This window comes from Streptomyces sp. NPDC020884 (genome assembly GCF_044333935.1).
Lineage (GTDB): Bacteria > Actinomycetota > Actinomycetes > Streptomycetales > Streptomycetaceae > Streptomyces.
Window position 1 is genome coordinate 399,339 of the sequence record NZ_JBIRRY010000007.1, and the last position, 17,034, is coordinate 416,372.

The following is a 17,034-nucleotide window of genomic DNA, read 5'->3' on the forward strand; positions in this document are numbered from 1 at the left end:
GTCAGTTCTCCTCCACGTTCGCGCCGGTCAGGAAGCGCAGCGGATTGCGGCGGGTCAGCAGGTCGATCAGGTCGTCGTCGGCCCCGGCCGCCCGCAGCCGGGGCAGGAAGCTCGCGAAGAGGTGCCCGTACCCCTGGCCGCCCTCACTCCGCAGATAGCCGTGACGGGAGACGTCGCAGCTGAGCAGGGCCCGGTCCGCGTGGCCCGCCTCGACCAGGGCGAGCAGCAGCCTCAGCCGGGTGTCGTCGCTCTGGTAGGAGGCCTTGCCCACGGTGTCGAACGCGACGTACGCCCCGCTCGCCGCCAGCTCCCGGTGGACCCCCGGGTCGTCGAGGAGATCCTGGTGGCCGATGCTCACCCGGTGGGCGGGCAGGCCCTCGCCGGTGAGCAGCTCCAGCTGGGCGAGGCCTCCCCGGCCGAGCTGGGCATGCGTGGCGAGGGAGAGCCCGGTGGCCAGCGCGGCCCGCGCGCCGGCCCGCAGGACCTTGGTCTCGGGCGCGGTGGGGAGGTCGCCGTGGCTGCCGATCTCGCCGAGGACGCCGGGCCGGACGCCGCTGCCGTCGATGCCGTCCTCGCACTCCCGGACGAGGAGCTCGGTGAGCTGTTCCACGTCGTGGGAGTCGACCTCCGGGGTGTGGAACGGTTCGTAGTACCAGCCGGTCGCGGCGACGACGGCGACCCCGGTCTCCCGGGCGATCCGGGCCAGGGTCCGGACATCGCGTCCCATGCCCCGACAGGTCAGTTCGATCACGAGGGAGAGACCGAACTCCTGTCGCAGTGCGGTGAGTTCGGCGGTGACGGCCGCCGCGTGGTGTCGCGGATCGAGGACGGCCGCGCCGTCGCCCACCTGGTCCAGGTCCAGGACGAGGTGCTCGTGGGCGAGGGCGGGGCCGCGCAACGAGGCGGCCGGGAGCTCTCCGGCGACGGTGCGCAGGGTGCGGGGTGCGGGGTGGTTCATCGTGGGGGTTCCTTCTCCGGGTACGGCGCGGCCGGATCCGTTCGGGTCTCAGCCCTTGACCGGGGTGAACAGGTCCAGCCAGTACAGGATGTTGAGCAGGACGCCGCCGACGATCACGGCCGCGGGCGCCGCGGCCATCCGCACGACGGGCCGGCCCATCGCCTCGTTCAGCAGGTAGAGCCCGCCGACGACGAGGATGCCGAGCCCGCCGCCCATGACGTTGGCGGCCATCAGCGAACCGAACAGGATCGCCAGTTGCAGGGTGTCCCCGATGGCGCTGCGCAGGTGCTCCGAGGAGTCCCGGACGCTGGGCAGCCTGCCGAGCACCTTGCCGATCCAGGAGAGCGCCAGCACCTCGACGGCGAACACGAGCGCTCCGACGACGGCGGCCAGGAAGGGGTTCGGCATCAGGTACCCGATCGGGTACACCAGGGTGAAGCCGGCGATGCCGTACGCGCCGGAGGCCAGCGCGGTCGTGGCGATCAGCGGGATGAAGCCGAACACCCGGTAGAAGTCGACCTGGGCGGCCTCGGAGTACTGCCCCTTGGCGATCAGGAAGCTGGTCGCCTCGCCGCCGCCGAATATGTGCATCTGGGCGAGCACGCACACTCCGGCGCCCAGCACCATGAACAGCGGCAGGAACCTGCGCAGCCGGGCCGCGCTGGCGCTGAAGAGGGACGCCATGGGGTCGTCCCCCTGCCCCACCTCCTCCACGACGCCCGCCGCCCGGTCCGTCCGGCGCTGCTTGACGTCCTTGGAGACGGCGAGAGCGATGAGCATCAGCACACCGACCGCCATGGCCAGCGCCCCGGCGAACATGTTGGGCCACAGCTTCATGGTCATGACGACGAGGGCCAGTTCGAGGACGCCCGCGAACCCGCCCCACCTGCGGCCGAACTGCTTGGTGATGGCGAGCACCGGGAAGAGCGTGAACAGGAACAGGATCGGCGTCGACATCTGCTGCATCGCGGTCAGGAAGTCGACCGGGAGGTCATGGGCGACGTTGTTGGCGCCGTTGAGGCCGAAGACGACCACCGCACCCCAGGCGCCGCCGAGGATCGGGGCGAGCCACTTCTTCGGCGACAGCATCCCGAGGATGTCCGTGGGCAGGAAGAGCAGCCACGGGTTCAGCACGCCGGTGGACAGGGCCATCGGGGCGCCGAGCCCGAAGATGAACCCGGCCGAGAGCCCGAAGGAGACGGCCGTGGTCGCACTGCGGGTGGTGCGTCCCTGGATGAAGTCCAGCAGGAAGGGGCGCACGCCGTCGTTGAAGACGGCCAGCGCCATGTGCGCGATGAACGCCGTGAGCGCGCAGAGGGCTATCACGGTCAGTTGCTGGGCCAGCGTGAAGTCGAGTTCGGCGCCGGCGGCGAGGGTGGTGCTCACGAGTCACTCCTTGGTGCCCGGGACGATGAGAAGGAGGCTGCGATCAGCCGCGGGCCGCGATGGCGCGGGCCATCAACGGGGCGATGACGTCGATCTGGTCCATCGAGAAGCCGAAGACCTTCTTGCCCTCGGCGAGCAGGGCGGTGACGTCCTCCTCGCTGGGGACGCTCCGGCCGAAGGTGTGGCAGGCGGCGCTGCCCATGAGGCCCACGAGCACGCCCAGGGACGCGCCCGCGCCGGTGTGGCAGGTGCCCAGGTAGTAGTCGGCCTGGCCGACCCGCAGTTTCATCGCGGCGTCCATGTCGCTGGAGGGGACGATCTCGAGGGAGTCGATGCCGAGCCTGCCGATGGCCTGGGTGACCTCGACCTTGCCGACTCCACCGGTGAGGATCTTCGTCATGGCTGATCTGCTTTCTGCGTGTTCCTGCGGGGTGCGGTACGGAGGGGGTGACGTGCCGGGAGCGGGACGCCGGGAGCGGTCAGGGCGGGGGCTGCCGGGCCAGTACGGCCAGGTGCATGCCGAGGAAGTTGATCTCGGATGCGGGGAGCGCGGCCCCCAGTTTCCGCTCGGCCCGTGCGGCGACCGCGCGGGCGCGGGCGACCGCTTCCGGGTGACCGGCCAGCTCGGCGGCGACCTGGTCGTCGGTGAGGAACTGCTCGATCGGCTCGCCGTCCAGCAGGCGGCCGATCGCCATCATGAGGTGGCTGGTCAGCATGCCCGCCGTCGCCTCGGTGACGATGTGTCCCTCGGCTTCCAGGGCGGTCAGTTCGGCGGCGACGAAATCGACGACCTCGGGTTTGATCCGACCGCCTTCGCGGAAGAGCTGGACCCGCAGTGCGAGCTGGTCGTCCATGGTGATCCTCCTCAATCAACAATAACCAGGATTCTGTATTTTGAAGGCGTACGGCGCTCCGGAATTCTGGGTTCCTGCCCGCAGGGGCGATCGGTCAGTACGAGGGGACGCGCTCACCCCGCAGCACTTCACTCTGCAGCCGCGTCACCGTCGACAGGTCGAGCGACTCGCGGACGGCGGCGAGCGCCTTCGCTCCCTCGGCCCGGCCGATCAGGGCCGCGGTGGAGTTGCGCAGCGCCAGCTCCCGGGTGACCTCGTCGCCGAGCGGCAGCACGTCGACGCCCACCCCGAGCCGGTCCCGCGCCTCGTCGAGATTCCAGACGGTCGCGTCCACCTCGTCCCGGGCGAACAGGTCGTGCAGCTGCATGTAGGAGGCCTCCCGCCACTCGATGTCCTCCCGGCCGGCGAACACCCGCTCCACGAGCATGCGCAGATCCTCCGAGGCGTGGTCGATCGCCACCCGGAGCCCCGGCGCGGCCAGGTCGGCCCCGTGCCGTACGAGCATGCCGTGCGCCCCGACGTAGGTGGCGGGGCCGAGGTCGGCCACGAGCTCCACCGGATGCTCGGCGATCAGCTGGTCGGCGGCGAAGCGCGACAGCACCACCAGGTCGACCTTGCCCTCCAGCAGGGCGGCGGTCCGGGCCCCGGCGCCCCGCATGAACGTGATCGCGAACGGCGCGCCCGCCTCCTCGAAGGCGCTGCGCAGCCCGGTCGCCAACCCCTCGTACCTGCGTGAGTAGGGGAGTGGCATGGCCGCGAGCAGGGTGCCGAGTCCGGACAGCCGCCACAGGACGGTGCGGTCCGAACGGACCAGGAAGGTCCCCAGGTGGCCGCGCGCGGTCGTGGCGATCGCCCCGGAGTCCTCCAGTAGTTGGAGGGCGGCCTGGACGGTTCCGTTGCCGCAGCCCAGCTCCTGCGCGAAGTCGCGCACGCGCGGCAGGCGGGTGTCCGGCTCGTGGTGCAGGAGCAGGATGGCCAGCTGCCGGGCGGCGAGGCCGTTGCGGGTGAGGAAGCGGTCGTCGAGGTCGTTCACGAATCAAACAGTAAACAGGATTCTGGATACTGACAAGGGTCGCCGTCCCCGGGCCCTCGCCGCGCGCCCCGCCCCGGCCCCGCCGCCGGGGTCTGCCGGGGTCCGCCGGGGTCTGCCGGGGTCCGCCGACAGGCTGACACCGCCCGGGTCCGGTAGCGTGGTCGGGGCGACGCGCTGACCGCGGTCACCTCCCCGACCGGTAGCCGTTCCCGTCGTTCCCTCCCGTGTGCGCCGCCCTTCTGACGCGGCATCACCTCACTGTTCCGGTCGGAATGCGCCGTCGCGTCCCACCAGACCGGAGAGCGCTATGAGCACACAGTTCGAAGCCACGGTCGACATCGACCGCCCCATCGAGGAGGTCTTCGCCTACCTCGCGGACGGCGAGCACGACCCCGAGTTCAGCCCACGGGTACAGCGCATCGAGAAGGCGCCGAACGGCCCGACCCGCGTCGGCACCGTCTTCCGCAGCACGGTCAAGGACGCGGGCATGACGTCCCGCCGCGACTTCGAGATCGGCGAGCTGGTCGCCCCGACCCGTATCCGCTGGCACGAGCAGTCCAAGAACCTCGTCACCGCGGCGGAGGGCGGCTACGACCTGGAACGCACGCCGGACGGCGGCACGCACGTGAGGCTCTTCAACGTGCTGGAGGGCCACGGAGTCGGCAAGCTGCTGGTCGGTTTCGCGGGAAGCGCGGCACGCAAGGACGCACCGGCCTTCGGGCAGCGCATCAAGAAGGCCGTCGAGGCGCCCTGAGCCGGCGTCAGTCCGGCAGGGGGACCCGGATCACGGGGTCGAACGGGTGCTTGTTGAAACCGCTGCGCACATTGCGGCAGTCCGGCGCCTCGCAGATGAAGAACTCCTCGACGCTGCGGCGGCCCGTCCGGCCCCTGAGCCAGGTCTTCTCGCCGGGGGTGAGGGAGCGGTGCTTCTCATCGGAATCACACGTGGAGCAGTACAGGGTGCGAGCCGGCACGGAGCCTCCTGAAGCGGGCGAACAGGCAGAAGGCGAAGCATATGAGGGCGTGTGCGCCGTGGGCGGGCTCCGGCGCGCCCGATCGCGGGGGTGTCGGCGCGGGCGCTCGCCGCTACGCGCTGTCCGGGGCCAGCCAGGTGCTGATCCGGCCGAGCGCGCCGGGCCCGTAGTCGGAGGTGACGTCGGCGGCGAGGTCGGCGACCGTGATCGAGCGGAGGGCCTCCCGCCAGGCGGCCTCGGCCCGGCCCATGGCGCGGTTGATGGCGCAGGGAGCGGTGCAGGCTTCCGGGGGAGTGGCCATCGGGCCGCGCTGCCGGATCTCGGTGCAGACGAACGCGGGCCCCGGGCCGTCGACCGCCTCGACGACGTCGAGCACGGTGATGAGGCCGGGGGAGCGGGTGAGGACGTAGCCGCCGGCCTTGCCCTGGACCGACTGGACGAGTCCGGCCCGCGAGAGGGCCTGCAACTGCTTGGCGAGGTAGCTGGGTGAGACGTCGTGCAGCTCCGCCAGCCGCGCGGCCGGCGCGGGTTCTTCGGTCGAGGTCAGCACGACGCAACAGTGCAGTGCCCACTCGACGCCACCAGACATTTTCACTTCTTCACTCTAATCCACGGCCCCCGATACCCGGACAGCTCGTATCCGAGTAGTGTCTCGGACAAGAGATGTCCGCGTTTGGTGACGGGTGGCGGCGATGCCCCCGGAAGCCGGACGCGACACGTGATCGAGGAAGGGCAGAGCCATGAACATTGCCGTCATCGGCGGAACCGGACTGATCGGATCCCAGGTGGTGCGGGATCTCGAAGCGTCCGGTCACCGCGCGGTACCCCACTCCCTGTCCACCGGAGTGGACGTGATCACCGGCGAAGGCCTGGACGCCGCCCTCGCCGGTGCGGACGTGGTCGTCAATCTGACCAACTCGCCGACGTTCGACGACGCCTCGCCGGTGTTCTTCCGGACCTCGATGGACAACCTCGTCGCCGCCGCCCGCGCGGCGGACGTCGGGCACTTCGTCGTCCTGTCGATCGTCGGCGTCGACCAGGTGCCCCAACTGGACTACTACCGGGCCAAGACCCTCCAGGAGGACATCCTCAAGTCGGGCCCGGTGCCCTACTCCATCGTGCGCGCCACGCAGTTCATGGAGTTCATCGACGCCGTCCTGTCCTGGACCGCCGACGGCGACACCGTGCGCCTCCCGCGCACCCGGCTCCAGCCCGTCGCCGCCGCCGACGTCGCCGCGACCGTCGCCGAGGTCGCGTCCGGCCCGCCGCTGCGGGGCACGGTCGAGCTTGCCGGGCCCGACGCCTACCCGCTGGACGAACTGGGCCGGATCACGCTCCGCGCCCGGGGCGACAGCCGCTCCGTGACCACCGACGACACCGCCGGGATGTTCGGCGCGGTCAAGGGCGACGTCCTCACCCCGAACGGCGAAGCGCGCATCGCCCCCACCGGTTACGCCGACTGGCTGGCGCGGCACGCCTGACCCGGACGCGGTGCGGCCGGGCGGTCCCCGTTCCGCGCCGCGACGACGCGACGCGGAACGAGGGCCCCTGCCGTACCGGTGTTCCCCCGTGGCCGCGTCAGCCGGCCAGGGTGAACGCCTGGGCCGCGGAGCCGGAGCAGGACTGCTGCGAGAGCCGGGCCCCGTCGGCCGTCGAGGAGTCGTCGACGGCGAGGCATTTGCCGCTGTGGCGGGCGACGAAGCGGTACTGCCCGTTGCCGGTCAGGGCCTCCGGCCGCCACTGCTGGTTGACGCCGCCCTCGTACGACCACAGATGGACCCTGGTGCCGTCGGCGGTGGCCCCGGATCCGCCGTCGACGTCCCAGGCCTTCGCGTTGTGCCGGTTCACCACCTGGTAGTGGCCGCCGTCGGTCGGCCTGAACTGCCAGCCCTGGTTGGCCCCGGTCCCGCAGGCCCACTGCTGCAGCGCGGTGCCGTTGTCCGTACCCCAGTCGGCGGCGTCGAGGCAGGCCCCGCTGTGGTCGTTGCGCACCTGGTACCAGGCGGCGGGGTCGATGGAGCCCGCGGGCGGGTCCGTCGTTCCGCCGGTCCCGTCCCAGGTGAAGGTGGCGACGGCCCCGGCGGGCAGGGTGTACGCGAGTGACTTGCCGTTGTCGGTCAGCGAGAACCGCTGCGACCCGGAAGCGGTGTTGACGACCACGGCCGCGCGGCTGCCGTCGCTGTTCTCGAAGGCGACGTTCTGCACCCCTCCGGCGCCCTGGCTGGTGGAGCCGATCCGGACCGCGCCGGCCCGGACGAACTTGGAGACATGGCCCAGGACGTAGAACTCGGCGTTGCGGGTCACCTGGCCGCCGTTGATCTCGACGATGCCGTTGCAGCGGTTGGTGCAGTGCCCCTGGTGGGGCCCGCCGTTCTGATCGAGGGCGAGGTTCCAGTTGATGACCGTCTCGCCGCCGTTGCGCATGTTCTGCACGACGAGGTTCTCGGTGTGCCACTTGAGCGTGTCGCCGAACGTGGTCGCGGGGTTCTCGCTGTCGGTGCCGGAGCACTCGGTGAAGAAGACCCGCTTCCCGGCGTCGGCGATCTGCTTCTGCGCCGCGGGCGCTCCGCCGTAGCAGTGGAACGCGGCCCCGATGATCCGCTGGATGCCGCCCGTCCGCGCGAAGACGTCGAGCGGGTAGTTCGGGTGGTCCCAGTTGTGGTCGTAGGCCAGGATGCCGGTCGGCAGGTTCGCGGCCGTGAGCGCGCCGTCCAGGACCCTCAGGAAGTCCGCCTGCTGGGCCGAGGTCATGCTCATGGACGGGTAACTCGTCGCGAACTCCGGCTCGTTCTGCGCCGTGAGATCCGTGAGGGTGATGCCCTCCTGCCCGTACGCCCTGATCGCCTTGACCAGGTAGTCGGCGTACGCCTGGTAGTGCTCGGTCCGCAGGCTGCCGCCGTTGAGCGAGTTGTTCGTCTTCATCCAGGCCGGGGGCGACCAGGGTGAGCCCATGAAGCGGATGGCCGGATTGACGGCGGTGGCCTGCTTCAGGACCGGGATGATCTGGTCCCGGTCCCGGTCGATGGAGAAGGCGCCCCGGGTGTCCTCGTACGTGTACGCGTTGCCGTTCGCGTCGAAGTCGGTGCTTCCCAGGGGCTGGCGCAGGTAGTTGAGCCCGATGCCGTCGCCCTCCGTGGAGAAGAGCGACTTCAGCACCGTGGTGCGCTGCGCCTGGGGGAGGCTCTGCAGGAGATGGGCGGAGGCGCCCGTCACCGAGGCCCCCGCGCCGGTGAACCTCTGGCCCTTGCTGCCCGCGTCGATGCGGATGTCCACCGGCTGCGGGGTCCCGGTGAAGGGGACGCTCCCGTCCGGGGTGAGCTTCTTGGAGCCGTCGGGCGTGGTGACCCACACCTGGGCGGCCGGGTCGGCCGCACGGGCGGTTCCGACGGCGCCGTTGACACCGAGTGCGGCGACGGTCACGACGAGCGCGGCGCCTGCCGCGCGCGCTCTGAAACGCAGGGGAGTGGAGCTTGGCATGGTTGCGGCTCTCCTTGGGTTCGTACCTGCTGACAGGCGGCACCCCGGCCGGCGGAGGGCGCGGCGGACGCCTCGCTCCGGGCGTGCCGGTCACAAGAGGGCGGGACAACGGCATGAAAGCACACCCACTAAGTGGTTAGTAAGTAGTCTGCTCCGGTGTTCTTCCCCGCCGCCCCGAAGATCTTCCCCGGGCCTCCGGCAGGCTTAAGGTGAACCGGTGAGCAATCAGTCAGTGGGCAGACAGACGCGCCGCCCGGCCAAGCCCCGTACGCCGCGCAGCCCCGAAGCCCGGCAGCGACAGCAGGACATCCTGGCCATCGCCATGGACACCTTCGCCGCCCGTGGCTACAACAACGCCTCGCTCGCCGAGATCGCGGACCGCGTCGGACTCACGCAGGCCGGAGTGCTGCACTACTTCCGCTCCAAGGCCCTGCTCCTCACCAGCGTGCTCGAACTGCGCGACCAGCGGGACATCGAGCAGCTCGGCCCCGACCGCCCCCAGGGGCTGGAGTTCCTGCGCCACCTGGTGAACACCGCGCTGCGCAACGCCGAGCGCGAGGGCATCGTCCGGCTGTACGCGGTGCTCTCGGCGGAGTCCGTCACCGACGACCACCCCGCCCAGGACTACTTCCGCGACCGCTACGACGGGCTGCGCGCCTTCGTCGCCGACGCCCTGCGCGAGGCCTGCGAGCTGCCCGCCGAGCAGGCGGACCTGACCCGCGACGCGGCCAACGCGATCATCGCGGTCATGGACGGCCTGCAGGTCCAGTGGCTGCTGTCACCGGAATCCGTGGACATGGCCGCCTCGACCGATCTCGTGGTCACCTCGCTGCTGGCGACCCTCGCCCCCGACCGTTTCGGCCCGGCCGCCGTCGGCTGACCCCGAGGCTCCGAACGCCCGATGGTGCGGGGAGTGCACCGGCTTCACCCACTGCACCAAAGGCTAGGCTGGCGACATGACCACCGCTGAACTCCCCGAGTGCGGCGTCGCCCGCTTCCTCGTCCTGCTCGGCGGCCCCTGGGCCACCCTGATCGTGCGCGAGCTGCTGCACGGGCCGCACCGCTTCACCGAACTGCGCGACGCCCTCCCGGGCATCAGCCCGCACACCCTCACCAGCAGACTGCGCCAGTTCGAGGCCAACGGTCTCGTCACCCGCACCGCGTACGCGGAGATCCCCCCGCGCGTCGAGTACCGGCTGACCCCCGTCGGCGAGGGACTGCGCGAGGTCCTCGACGCCATGGCGGCCTGGGCCGTATCGATTCCGGAGCCCGCCGACACCCCTTCATGACGAAGGGCCCCGGCCGGAACAGGCTCAGAATTCAAGCCCGTTGCGCGAGGCCAGCTGCAACAGGACCGGGATCAGGGCGGGTTCGAGCCCCAGCGCGGTGAAGGTCAGAGGCGGCCTGCCGTGCCGCTCCAGCTCAACCCGGTGGAAGGCCATGAGAAGCGACGCGCCACTCATCCTGCGCAGCCCGGTCACCTCACGCCACACCACCGCGTCCCGCACCCCGCCGAGCGGACCGGTGACGGCGATGCCGCCCCGGTGCAGCCGGCACTGGTTGCCGCCGAGCCGGGCCACGAGGGCGCGCCACACCAGCCTCAGCCCGAACAGGAGAAGCACCACGGCCGCCGCCACCGCGCCCTTCAGCAGGGCGGAGTTCGGCCTGATCCAGATCAGCGCGACGATCAGGACGACCACCAGCAGGGTGATGGTCCGCAGCGCGAACTGGGCGAGTACTCCGGGCACCCTCACGGCGTTGTACGTGCCGATCCGCTGCCCCAACTCCGGTCCGCTCCTGGTCTGCCACACGGTGAACCGCCCCTTCGCCATCGCTGCCACCAGCCCCGCCGTGCCCTCGGCCGAGCGAACGGCGGGCCCGGACGGTCGCGCGCCCTTCCCTCCGACGCCGCCGTGCGCCCGACGCTATGGGGGACCGCGACATGACACCAGCGACTGGATCGCATGGAACCCATGCGCGGAAGGAATGTGATCGGAGAGGATGCTCGTTGACCGCGCAACGCGCAACGCGCAACGCGCAACGCGCAACGCGCGACGGGCACAGCGGCAGGGCGGCAGGGGGAAGACATGTGGGACAACGCATCGCTCCAGTTGCTCGTCACCGTGGTCGAGACCGGATCGTTCACACAGGCGGCGGCCCGGCTCAACTACACGCAGTCCGCGGTGTCCCGGCGGATCGCCGCACTGGAACACCAGGCGGGCGGGCCGCTGCTCGAACGGCTCCCGCGCGGCGTACGGCTCAACCCCGCTGGCCGCGTGCTGCACCGACACGCCGTGGAGGTGCTGGACCGCCTGGCACGCGCCGAGCGGGACCTCACCGCGCTGCACGCCGGAGACGGCGGGCCGCTGCACACCGGGGCGTTCCCCACCGCCAACATCACCCTCCTGCCGGCCGCGCTCCGGGCCCTGGCGGACGCCCGGCCCCACCTAGAGGTGGCGGCGGTGGAGAGCCCTACCGGCACGCTGATGCGGCGTCTCGCGGACGGAACGCTGGACCTCGCCGTCGTGAGCGACTACCCGTACGGTCTGCCCCTGGCCGACGGCATCACGACGACCGCGCTGTGCGAGGACGAACTGCTCGTCGCCCTGCCGCGCCGGCACCCCCTGGCCGGGGCCGAGGCCGTCGACCTGTACGAACTGCGCGACGAGGCATGGATCCAGAGCGCGTACGGCGACCGCCCCACGATGCTCGCCGACGCCTGCGCCCGAGCGGGCTTCACCCCGAGAAGGCTCCTGCGGATCGCCGGATGGTCGGGGAAGTTCGGCTACGCGGCCGCCGGGCTCGGCGTGGCCCTGGTCCCCTCACTTGCGGCCCGTGCGGTCCCCGGAGAGCTCGTCCTGCGCCCCCTCACCGACCCCGCCCTGCGCCGGGCCGTGCACGTGGCCCTGCCCGCGGCGCCGCTCCCGGCGGCCCTGGCCCTGCGGGAGTTCCTGCGCGAGGCGGCCGAGAAGCACATCCGGCCCGGCTCACCGGGGTGAGCCGGCCCGCACCCCGTTCGCCGCCGGGGAGTCCGGCCCCGCGCCCGCCCCGTCGTCCCGCCCACCCCCGTGGCCGACCGTCGACCCCAGGTGTACGTCCAGGGCGCGGACGAGCCAGTCGTGCGCGGACCCCGGGGTCGGCTCGGGGCGGCCGCCCGGAGCGCTGATCACCTCGGCCGTCAGCTCCCAGTACCGGTCGATCCGCGGATCCGCCGCGAGCCGGCCGGCCAGCACCCGGCGGAAGCCGGCCGTGTCCCGGGTGTCGTACGTGCTCGCGTACGCGTCCACGAACCCGTCCAGCGCCTCCCCGGGACCGGGTGCCGAGCCGCCGCGCATCTCTCCGCCCGCCAGGTCGTAGGCCTGCGCGAGCCCCGCGTACAGCACGGACGAGGTGCGGGCCCCCGCGCCGCCGTGCGCCCTGGGCTGCCAAGGGCTGCTGCCCCCGCCGTCGCACGGACGGGTCACGAAGGCGTGCAACCGGGCGAAGGCGAGGACCTGGGTCGGCCGGGGATCATCGGGCGGATGCGGCACCGCCCGCTCCAGGAACGCGCCGACCGACCGGGCGGGCATCCGGGGCGGCAGCCACGCACGCCAGAAACGGGCCAGCGGGGCGGTGCTCGGCGGCACGGCGACCGCCCCGACCAGCCGCAGCCGGTCGGGCCGTTCGGCCGGCGGGCACTCCTGCACCAGCCGGAGCGCGGCCTCCCGCCAGCGCAGCGCGGCGAGCTCGGATCCCAGCGCGCGCAGCCGTCCGGCCACGGCGTCCTCCAACGCGTCCCCGGTCCCCGCCCCGCCCTGCGCGTCCTGCTCGTCGAGGATGCGGCGCACCTCGGGAACCGACAGATCCAGACCGCGCAGGGAGCGGATCATGCGCAGCCGCTCCACGGCCTCGGGGCCGTACCGCCGGTGCCCGCCCGTGCTGCGGGACGTCTCCGGCAGCAGCCCGCCGTCCGAATAGAAGCGGACGGTCTTGACGCTCACGCCCGCGTGCTCGGCCAGTTCACCGATGGTGCACAAGCCGTCGTAAGACGAGAACACTTGAACCTCCACCAGGGGGAGTTCCTACGGTACCGGCGAGCGCCGCCGGGGGATCGGGCCGGGGCGCGGAAGACCGTAGGACGAGGAGGGACCATGACCGTATTCATTCTGGTGGCCGGGGCGTTCACCGGCCCGCACGTGTGGCGGGACACCGCAGCCCGGCTGACCGCGCGAGGCGCCGAGCCGCACACGGTGGCGCTCACCGGGCTCGGCGGGCGCCCCGCAGAGCCCGGCCGGGCCGTCGACCTGGAGACCCATGTCGCGGACGTGCTCGCCGTGATCGACTCGGTGACGGCGGAGTCCGACCAGGAGATCGTGCTCGTCGGGCACGACTACGGCATCCACCCGGTGCTCGGCGCGGCCGACCGGCGGGCCGCTTCGGTCGCCCGGATCGTCCATCTGGACGCCGGAATGCCGCGGGACGGCGTCCCGGCTTTGGCAGTGGTGCCGGACCAGGGCCTGCGGAAGGAGTTGGCGGAGCGGGCCGCCAGCGGGACCGGAAGCGATCTGGAGCCCCCGGCCCGGGACGCGTGGTCCCGCTGGGGGAGCACCGCAGGGCTTTCCGGGGCCGCGATCGAGGGGCTCACGGCCCTGGCGTCGCCGCAGCCGCTGGGCACGCTGCTCCAGCCGCTGCGGCTCACCGGAGCCGTGGCCGCGGTGCCCGTGACCGGGGTGCTGTGCACCGGCAACGGGCCGGGCGTCGAGGTGCTCCAGATCATGGTGGACGTCGGCGATCCCGCCGTCCGGGCCCTGGCGGAGGCCCGGGTCGCCTTCTTCGAACTGCCGACGGGGCACTGGCCGATGCTGTCCTGCCCCGCCGCGCTGGCCGATGTCCTGATCGAGGCCGCGTCCGGCGGGGGCCACCGGCTGACCCCGGCCGACGCCGCCCGACCGCCCGCCCACCTGCGGCCGTTCCTGCTCGACGCTCCCGCTCGGCCACGCGAACGGACCGGGAACATCGATCTGTACCTGCCGGACGGGCCGGGGCCGCACCCGGCGGTGCTGTTCGTGCACGGCGGCCCGGTGCCCGCCGAGGCACGGCCCACGCCCCGCGACTGGCCGACCCTGAAGGGATACGCCCACCAGGTGGCGGGGCAGGGGGCCGTGGGCGTGACGCTGGACCACCGCCTGCACGCCGTGACCGACTACGAACGGGCCGCCGCGGACGTGGCCGACGCGGTGGAGCGGGTGCGTGCCGATCCGCGGGTGGACGAGGACCGGGTCGCCCTGTGGTTCTTCTCGGGCGGCGGCCCGCTCCTCGCGGACTGGCTGGCGACGCCCCCGCCATGGCTGCGCTGCGTGGCGGCGAACTACCCGATCCTCGCGCCGCTGCCGAGCTGGGGGGTGACCGACGCCCGGTTCCACCCGTCCCGGGCGATCGCTCGCGCGGGCGAGCTGCCGGTGGTGCTGGTCCGGGCGGGCCGGGAGAGCGCCGAGATCGCCGCGACCGTCGGGGAGTTCCTGACCGAGGCCGGGCGCTGCGGGGCGAACGTCGAGGTCATCGACGTACCGGAGGGGCGTCACGGCTTCGAGACGCTGGACGCGACCGACGCGACGCGCGCGGCCGTGCACCGGGCGGTGGGCGCGGTGCTGGCCCGCCTCACGGACTGAGCCGCCGCGCCGGAGGGTCCCCGGAGGCCCGCTCCGGGGACCCGCACCGGAACTCCGGGGTCGGTCCGCACGGGAGAGCTACAGCCCGATGTCCTCCAGCCATCCGCCGGTCGTCCGCGGAGCGAGGCCGAGCCGCTTCTGTGCCGACTGTTCGGGCGTGATCACGTTGTCCGTGAGCCTGCCGAGCGCCTGGTAGAGACCGGCCACTCCGGTGGCGGCCCCTTCGCCGATGAAGGGTGCGAGGGAGGCGCCGAAGGACGCGGGGGCGATCGCCTCGTAGGTCACGTTCTGTCCCAGCCGGGTGCCGAACGCCTGCGCCAACTGGGGGCCGGTCAGCGCCGGATACTGCCCCACGGCGATGGTGCCCGTCACGTCCGGGCGGTGGAAGAGGCCGGCCACGGCGTCGGCGACGTCCAGGTGCGAGGCCCACGAGACGGGGAAGTCGGCGCGCAGCGGGTAGCGCAGCACGCCCTCCTCACGGACCGCTCGGGCGATCGGCGGCAGCAGCAGGTTCTCCAGGAACAGCCGCGGTGCTACCACCGCGTGGGACACCTGGCTCTCCGCCAGTCCGGCGATCAGCACCGAGACCGCGCTGTCGGCAGGTTCGGCGAGAGCGCCCCCACCGGAGCCGCTGGTGGAGAACACCACCCGCGCCGGTGCGGCCTCGCGGACGGCGGCGACGATGTTGTGCGCGTAGCGCCGCCGGTCCTCCTCCTCGCCCAGGGGCAGATGGACGAAGACGCCCGCGGCGCCGCGGTAGGCGTCGGCGAGCCTTTCGGCCGAGGAGCAGTCGGCCGCGACCACGCGCGCGCCGCCGACAGTGGCGTCGGCGTCGCGGGTCAGGGCCACGACGGGCTCGCCCGCGGCGGCGAGAGCGGAGACGACGGGGGAACCTTGGGCGCCTGTCGCGCCATGGATCACATAGGACATGGGGCTATTAGTGCATGCGGTGCATCAGTTACATCAACTGCACCATTATTGGTGCGGTGCGGTGCGGTGCGGTGCGGTGCGGTGCGGTGCGGTGCGGTGCGGTGCGGTGCGGTGCGGTGCGGTGCGGTGACGCGAAGAGGTGGGGGGCCGGCCGGGAACGTCGTCGACCGGCCCCCGCTCTGCCTATTCGATGACCAGCTCGACGTCGATGTTGCCCCGCGTGGCCTTGGAGTACGGGCAGTAGGCGTGCGTGGCCTCGACCAGCTTCTGTCCGACCTCGCCCGCGAGGGAGTCCGGCAGCTCCACGCGCATGACCACCGCGAGCCCGAAGCCGTCGCCGTCCTTGCCGATGGAGACCTCGGCGGTCACGGAGGCGTCCTTGGTGTCGACCTTCAGCTCGCGGCCGACCGCGGCCATCGCGCTGGCGAAACAGGCCGCGTAGCCGGCGGCGAAGAGCTGTTCGGGGTTGGTGCCCTTGCCGTTGCCGCCGAGGGCCGGGGGCATGGCGAGGGGCAGGTCGACCTGACCGTCCGAGCTCACGGCACGGCCCTCGCGGCCGTTGGCGGTGGCGGCGGCGGTGTACAACGCGTCCATGGGTGACCCTCCTCTGGGGCCCCGACCGGGATGGTCGCGGCCACGGCCATAAAGATTGCACACAATTAAGTTGTGCGCAATGCAATGGCGTGGTCGGCGGTACGCTGGTTTCATGACCACCGCTCCGAGCGCCTCCCCCGACCTCTCCGCCGTCCCCGACGCGGACCTGCTGCGACTGGACCACCAGGTCTGCTTCTCGCTGCACGCCGCGTCGCGGGCGTTCGGCGGCTTCTACCGGCAGGCGCTGAAGGACCTCGGGCTCACCTACTCGCAGTACCTGGTGATGCTGGTCCTGTGGGAGCAGGGACCGCAGCCGGTCAAGGCCATCGGCGAGCGTCTCCACCTGGACTCCGGGACCCTCTCGCCGCTGCTGAAGCGGCTGGAGACGGCCGGACTGGTCCGGCGCGAGCGCAGCCGGGAGGACGAACGCTCCGTCCTGATCGACCTGACCGACGAGGGCACGCGACTGCGTGAGCGCGCCCTGTCCGTCCCCCGTGGCGTGCTCGCCGCCACGGGCCTGTCCCTGGACGAGGTCCTCGGCCTGCAGAAGGTCCTCGGCCGTCTCACCACCGCCCTGGGGGAGGCCGCCGACGCCTACTGAGCCGCCCTCGGCTCAGTCGTCGCCGTGGGTCAGGGCGTCGGCGATGCGTTCGGCGACGGCCCGCCGCAGCTCGGGGGTCAGTCGCTCCGTGGTCAGGGATTCGTACAGCCACAGGCCGTCGGCCGCGAGGCGGACGATGAACCGGTCGAGCGCGGCCGGGTCGCCGGCCGCCGATGCCGGGGACGGCGCCCACCGTTCCGTCACGGCATCCCAGACGGCCGCGTGCGCGGTGTTCGTCGACCCCTCGAGCATGAGCAGCAGTTCGGCCCGTGTGGCGCTCTGGATGGCGACCCGGGTGTAGGCGGCCAGCCGTTCGCCCCGGGTGGCCTCGGCGGCGGGCTTCCCCGCCGCCGCCACCAGGTCGGCTTCCCACTGGTCGGCCAGGTGCTGGTGGATCGCCTGGACCAGCTCCTCGCGCGAGGCGAAGTGGTAGAGCAGGCCGCCCTTCGTCAGTTCGGCCTCCGCGGCGACCGAGTCGAAGGTGACGCTCTTGACGCCTTCACGCTGGACGACCCGGGTGGCGGCTTCGAGGATCTGGGTTCGCTTGCTGGTGCGCATGGAGTGCTCCCGTTCCGTCGG

The 17,034-nt window shown here is 72.3% G+C and carries 20 protein-coding genes; 7 read left to right on the top strand and 13 right to left on the bottom strand.

Going from position 1 to position 17,034, the window contains the following annotated elements:
* Position 1 precedes the first annotated feature (1 nt).
* The 5 genes from ACH4UK_RS23230 to yhfZ form a co-directional block, all read right to left on the bottom strand.
* Positions 2-958, bottom strand: a complete 957-nt coding sequence (locus tag ACH4UK_RS23230) for a phosphotriesterase (RefSeq protein ID WP_398359101.1) — start codon at positions 956-958, stop codon at positions 2-4.
* A gap of 48 nt (positions 959-1,006) precedes the next feature.
* A complete protein-coding gene (locus ACH4UK_RS23235) occupies positions 1,007-2,344 on the bottom strand; it encodes a YhfT family protein (RefSeq protein WP_398359102.1) in 1,338 nt (445 codons plus the stop codon).
* 43 nt (positions 2,345-2,387) lie between these two features.
* Positions 2,388-2,744 (bottom strand): DUF2620 domain-containing protein, encoded by a 357-nt coding sequence (locus ACH4UK_RS23240; RefSeq protein ID WP_398359104.1) that lies wholly within the window; start codon positions 2,742-2,744, stop codon positions 2,388-2,390.
* Positions 2,745-2,823: 79 nt separating this feature from the next.
* Positions 2,824-3,198 (bottom strand): transcriptional antiterminator, encoded by a 375-nt coding sequence (locus ACH4UK_RS23245; RefSeq protein WP_398359106.1) that lies wholly within the window; start codon positions 3,196-3,198, stop codon positions 2,824-2,826.
* Between the two features lie 94 nt (positions 3,199-3,292).
* The gene (yhfZ, locus tag ACH4UK_RS23250; protein ID WP_398359108.1) at positions 3,293-4,231 is read right to left on the bottom strand and encodes a GntR family transcriptional regulator YhfZ; all 939 of its coding nucleotides are present in this window, start codon (positions 4,229-4,231) and stop codon (positions 3,293-3,295) included.
* A 307-nt stretch (positions 4,232-4,538) separates the two neighbouring features.
* Here yhfZ and ACH4UK_RS23255 point away from each other — a divergent pair, with 307 nt between their 5' ends.
* Positions 4,539-4,985 carry an SRPBCC family protein gene (locus tag ACH4UK_RS23255; protein ID WP_398359110.1) on the top strand — a complete coding sequence of 149 codons (447 nt, stop codon included), beginning with the start codon at positions 4,539-4,541 and terminating at the stop codon, positions 4,983-4,985.
* A gap of 7 nt (positions 4,986-4,992) precedes the next feature.
* Here ACH4UK_RS23255 and ACH4UK_RS23260 read toward each other — a convergent pair whose 3' ends face one another.
* Together ACH4UK_RS23260 and ACH4UK_RS23265 are read right to left on the bottom strand one after the other, a co-directional pair.
* Positions 4,993-5,205 (bottom strand): hypothetical protein, encoded by a 213-nt coding sequence (locus ACH4UK_RS23260; RefSeq protein WP_398359112.1) that lies wholly within the window; start codon positions 5,203-5,205, stop codon positions 4,993-4,995.
* Positions 5,206-5,317: 112 nt separating this feature from the next.
* On the bottom strand, positions 5,318-5,794 hold the full coding sequence (locus tag ACH4UK_RS23265) for an RrF2 family transcriptional regulator (protein WP_398359114.1): 477 nt from the start codon (positions 5,792-5,794) through the stop codon (positions 5,318-5,320).
* Between the two features lie 151 nt (positions 5,795-5,945).
* Here ACH4UK_RS23265 and ACH4UK_RS23270 point away from each other — a divergent pair, with 151 nt between their 5' ends.
* The gene (locus ACH4UK_RS23270) at positions 5,946-6,686 is read left to right on the top strand and encodes an SDR family oxidoreductase (RefSeq protein WP_398359116.1); all 741 of its coding nucleotides are present in this window, start codon (positions 5,946-5,948) and stop codon (positions 6,684-6,686) included.
* A gap of 97 nt (positions 6,687-6,783) precedes the next feature.
* On the opposite strand, the gene ACH4UK_RS23275 is transcribed toward ACH4UK_RS23270, so the two are convergent.
* Positions 6,784-8,682, bottom strand: coding sequence for an RICIN domain-containing protein (locus tag ACH4UK_RS23275; protein WP_398359118.1), 1,899 nt, complete (start codon positions 8,680-8,682; stop codon positions 6,784-6,786).
* Positions 8,683-8,899: 217 nt separating this feature from the next.
* Between ACH4UK_RS23275 and ACH4UK_RS23280 the strand changes: the two genes are divergently transcribed.
* Together ACH4UK_RS23280 and ACH4UK_RS23285 are read left to right on the top strand one after the other, a co-directional pair.
* Entirely contained in the window at positions 8,900-9,562 is a 663-nt protein-coding gene (locus ACH4UK_RS23280) for a TetR/AcrR family transcriptional regulator (RefSeq protein WP_398359120.1), read from the top strand.
* Positions 9,563-9,638: 76 nt separating this feature from the next.
* A complete protein-coding gene (locus tag ACH4UK_RS23285; RefSeq protein ID WP_398359121.1) occupies positions 9,639-9,971 on the top strand; it encodes a winged helix-turn-helix transcriptional regulator in 333 nt (110 codons plus the stop codon).
* 24 nt (positions 9,972-9,995) lie between these two features.
* Here the strand turns inward: ACH4UK_RS23285 and ACH4UK_RS23290 are convergent, their stop codons facing one another.
* The gene (locus ACH4UK_RS23290; protein WP_398359262.1) at positions 9,996-10,514 is read right to left on the bottom strand and encodes a hypothetical protein; all 519 of its coding nucleotides are present in this window, start codon (positions 10,512-10,514) and stop codon (positions 9,996-9,998) included.
* Between the two features lie 255 nt (positions 10,515-10,769).
* On the opposite strand from ACH4UK_RS23290, the gene ACH4UK_RS23295 reads away from it, so the two are divergent.
* A complete protein-coding gene (locus tag ACH4UK_RS23295; protein WP_398359123.1) occupies positions 10,770-11,681 on the top strand; it encodes a LysR family transcriptional regulator in 912 nt (303 codons plus the stop codon).
* Here the strand turns inward: ACH4UK_RS23295 and ACH4UK_RS23300 are convergent.
* Positions 11,670-12,719 (bottom strand): MerR family transcriptional regulator, encoded by a 1,050-nt coding sequence (locus ACH4UK_RS23300; protein WP_398359125.1) that lies wholly within the window; start codon positions 12,717-12,719, stop codon positions 11,670-11,672. The two genes, ACH4UK_RS23295 and ACH4UK_RS23300, sit on opposite strands and share 12 nt — an antisense overlap.
* A gap of 93 nt (positions 12,720-12,812) precedes the next feature.
* Here ACH4UK_RS23300 and ACH4UK_RS23305 point away from each other — a divergent pair, with 93 nt between their 5' ends.
* Entirely contained in the window at positions 12,813-14,330 is a 1,518-nt protein-coding gene (locus ACH4UK_RS23305; RefSeq protein ID WP_398359127.1) for an alpha/beta fold hydrolase, read from the top strand.
* Positions 14,331-14,408: 78 nt separating this feature from the next.
* Here the strand turns inward: ACH4UK_RS23305 and ACH4UK_RS23310 are convergent, their stop codons facing one another.
* Together ACH4UK_RS23310 and ACH4UK_RS23315 are read right to left on the bottom strand one after the other, a co-directional pair.
* The gene (locus ACH4UK_RS23310; RefSeq protein WP_398359129.1) at positions 14,409-15,260 is read right to left on the bottom strand and encodes an SDR family oxidoreductase; all 852 of its coding nucleotides are present in this window, start codon (positions 15,258-15,260) and stop codon (positions 14,409-14,411) included.
* Positions 15,261-15,443: 183 nt separating this feature from the next.
* The gene (locus ACH4UK_RS23315) at positions 15,444-15,854 is read right to left on the bottom strand and encodes an Ohr family peroxiredoxin (RefSeq protein ID WP_398359131.1); all 411 of its coding nucleotides are present in this window, start codon (positions 15,852-15,854) and stop codon (positions 15,444-15,446) included.
* 112 nt (positions 15,855-15,966) lie between these two features.
* On the opposite strand from ACH4UK_RS23315, the gene ACH4UK_RS23320 reads away from it, so the two are divergent.
* Positions 15,967-16,455, top strand: a complete 489-nt coding sequence (locus ACH4UK_RS23320; protein ID WP_398359133.1) for a MarR family winged helix-turn-helix transcriptional regulator — start codon at positions 15,967-15,969, stop codon at positions 16,453-16,455.
* 12 nt (positions 16,456-16,467) lie between these two features.
* On the opposite strand, the gene ACH4UK_RS23325 is transcribed toward ACH4UK_RS23320, so the two are convergent.
* Positions 16,468-17,013 carry a TetR/AcrR family transcriptional regulator gene (locus ACH4UK_RS23325; RefSeq protein WP_398359135.1) on the bottom strand — a complete coding sequence of 182 codons (546 nt, stop codon included), beginning with the start codon at positions 17,011-17,013 and terminating at the stop codon, positions 16,468-16,470.
* Between the last annotated feature and the right edge of the window lie 21 nt (positions 17,014-17,034).

Bases quoted from the DNA above. Each gene is read 5' to 3' on its own strand.
- ACH4UK_RS23255 (WP_398359110.1), top strand. From the start codon at position 4,539: ATGAGCACACAGTTCGAAGCCACGGTCGACATCGACCGCCCCATCGAG.
- ACH4UK_RS23245 (WP_398359106.1), bottom strand. From the start codon at position 3,198: ATGGACGACCAGCTCGCACTGCGGGTCCAGCTCTTCCGCGAAGGCGGT.
- ACH4UK_RS23275 (WP_398359118.1), bottom strand. From the start codon at position 8,682: ATGCCAAGCTCCACTCCCCTGCGTTTCAGAGCGCGCGCGGCAGGCGCC.
- ACH4UK_RS23240 (WP_398359104.1), bottom strand. From the start codon at position 2,744: ATGACGAAGATCCTCACCGGTGGAGTCGGCAAGGTCGAGGTCACCCAG.
- ACH4UK_RS23310 (WP_398359129.1), bottom strand. From the start codon at position 15,260: ATGTCCTATGTGATCCATGGCGCGACAGGCGCCCAAGGTTCCCCCGTC.
- ACH4UK_RS23285 (WP_398359121.1), top strand. From the start codon at position 9,639: ATGACCACCGCTGAACTCCCCGAGTGCGGCGTCGCCCGCTTCCTCGTC.
- ACH4UK_RS23295 (WP_398359123.1), top strand. From the start codon at position 10,770: ATGTGGGACAACGCATCGCTCCAGTTGCTCGTCACCGTGGTCGAGACC.
- ACH4UK_RS23320 (WP_398359133.1), top strand. From the start codon at position 15,967: ATGACCACCGCTCCGAGCGCCTCCCCCGACCTCTCCGCCGTCCCCGAC.
- ACH4UK_RS23270 (WP_398359116.1), top strand. From the start codon at position 5,946: ATGAACATTGCCGTCATCGGCGGAACCGGACTGATCGGATCCCAGGTG.
- ACH4UK_RS23290 (WP_398359262.1), bottom strand. From the start codon at position 10,514: ATGGCGAAGGGGCGGTTCACCGTGTGGCAGACCAGGAGCGGACCGGAG.
- ACH4UK_RS23315 (WP_398359131.1), bottom strand. From the start codon at position 15,854: ATGGACGCGTTGTACACCGCCGCCGCCACCGCCAACGGCCGCGAGGGC.
- ACH4UK_RS23230 (WP_398359101.1), bottom strand. From the start codon at position 958: ATGAACCACCCCGCACCCCGCACCCTGCGCACCGTCGCCGGAGAGCTC.
- ACH4UK_RS23325 (WP_398359135.1), bottom strand. From the start codon at position 17,013: ATGCGCACCAGCAAGCGAACCCAGATCCTCGAAGCCGCCACCCGGGTC.
- ACH4UK_RS23265 (WP_398359114.1), bottom strand. From the start codon at position 5,794: ATGTCTGGTGGCGTCGAGTGGGCACTGCACTGTTGCGTCGTGCTGACC.
- ACH4UK_RS23305 (WP_398359127.1), top strand. From the start codon at position 12,813: ATGACCGTATTCATTCTGGTGGCCGGGGCGTTCACCGGCCCGCACGTG.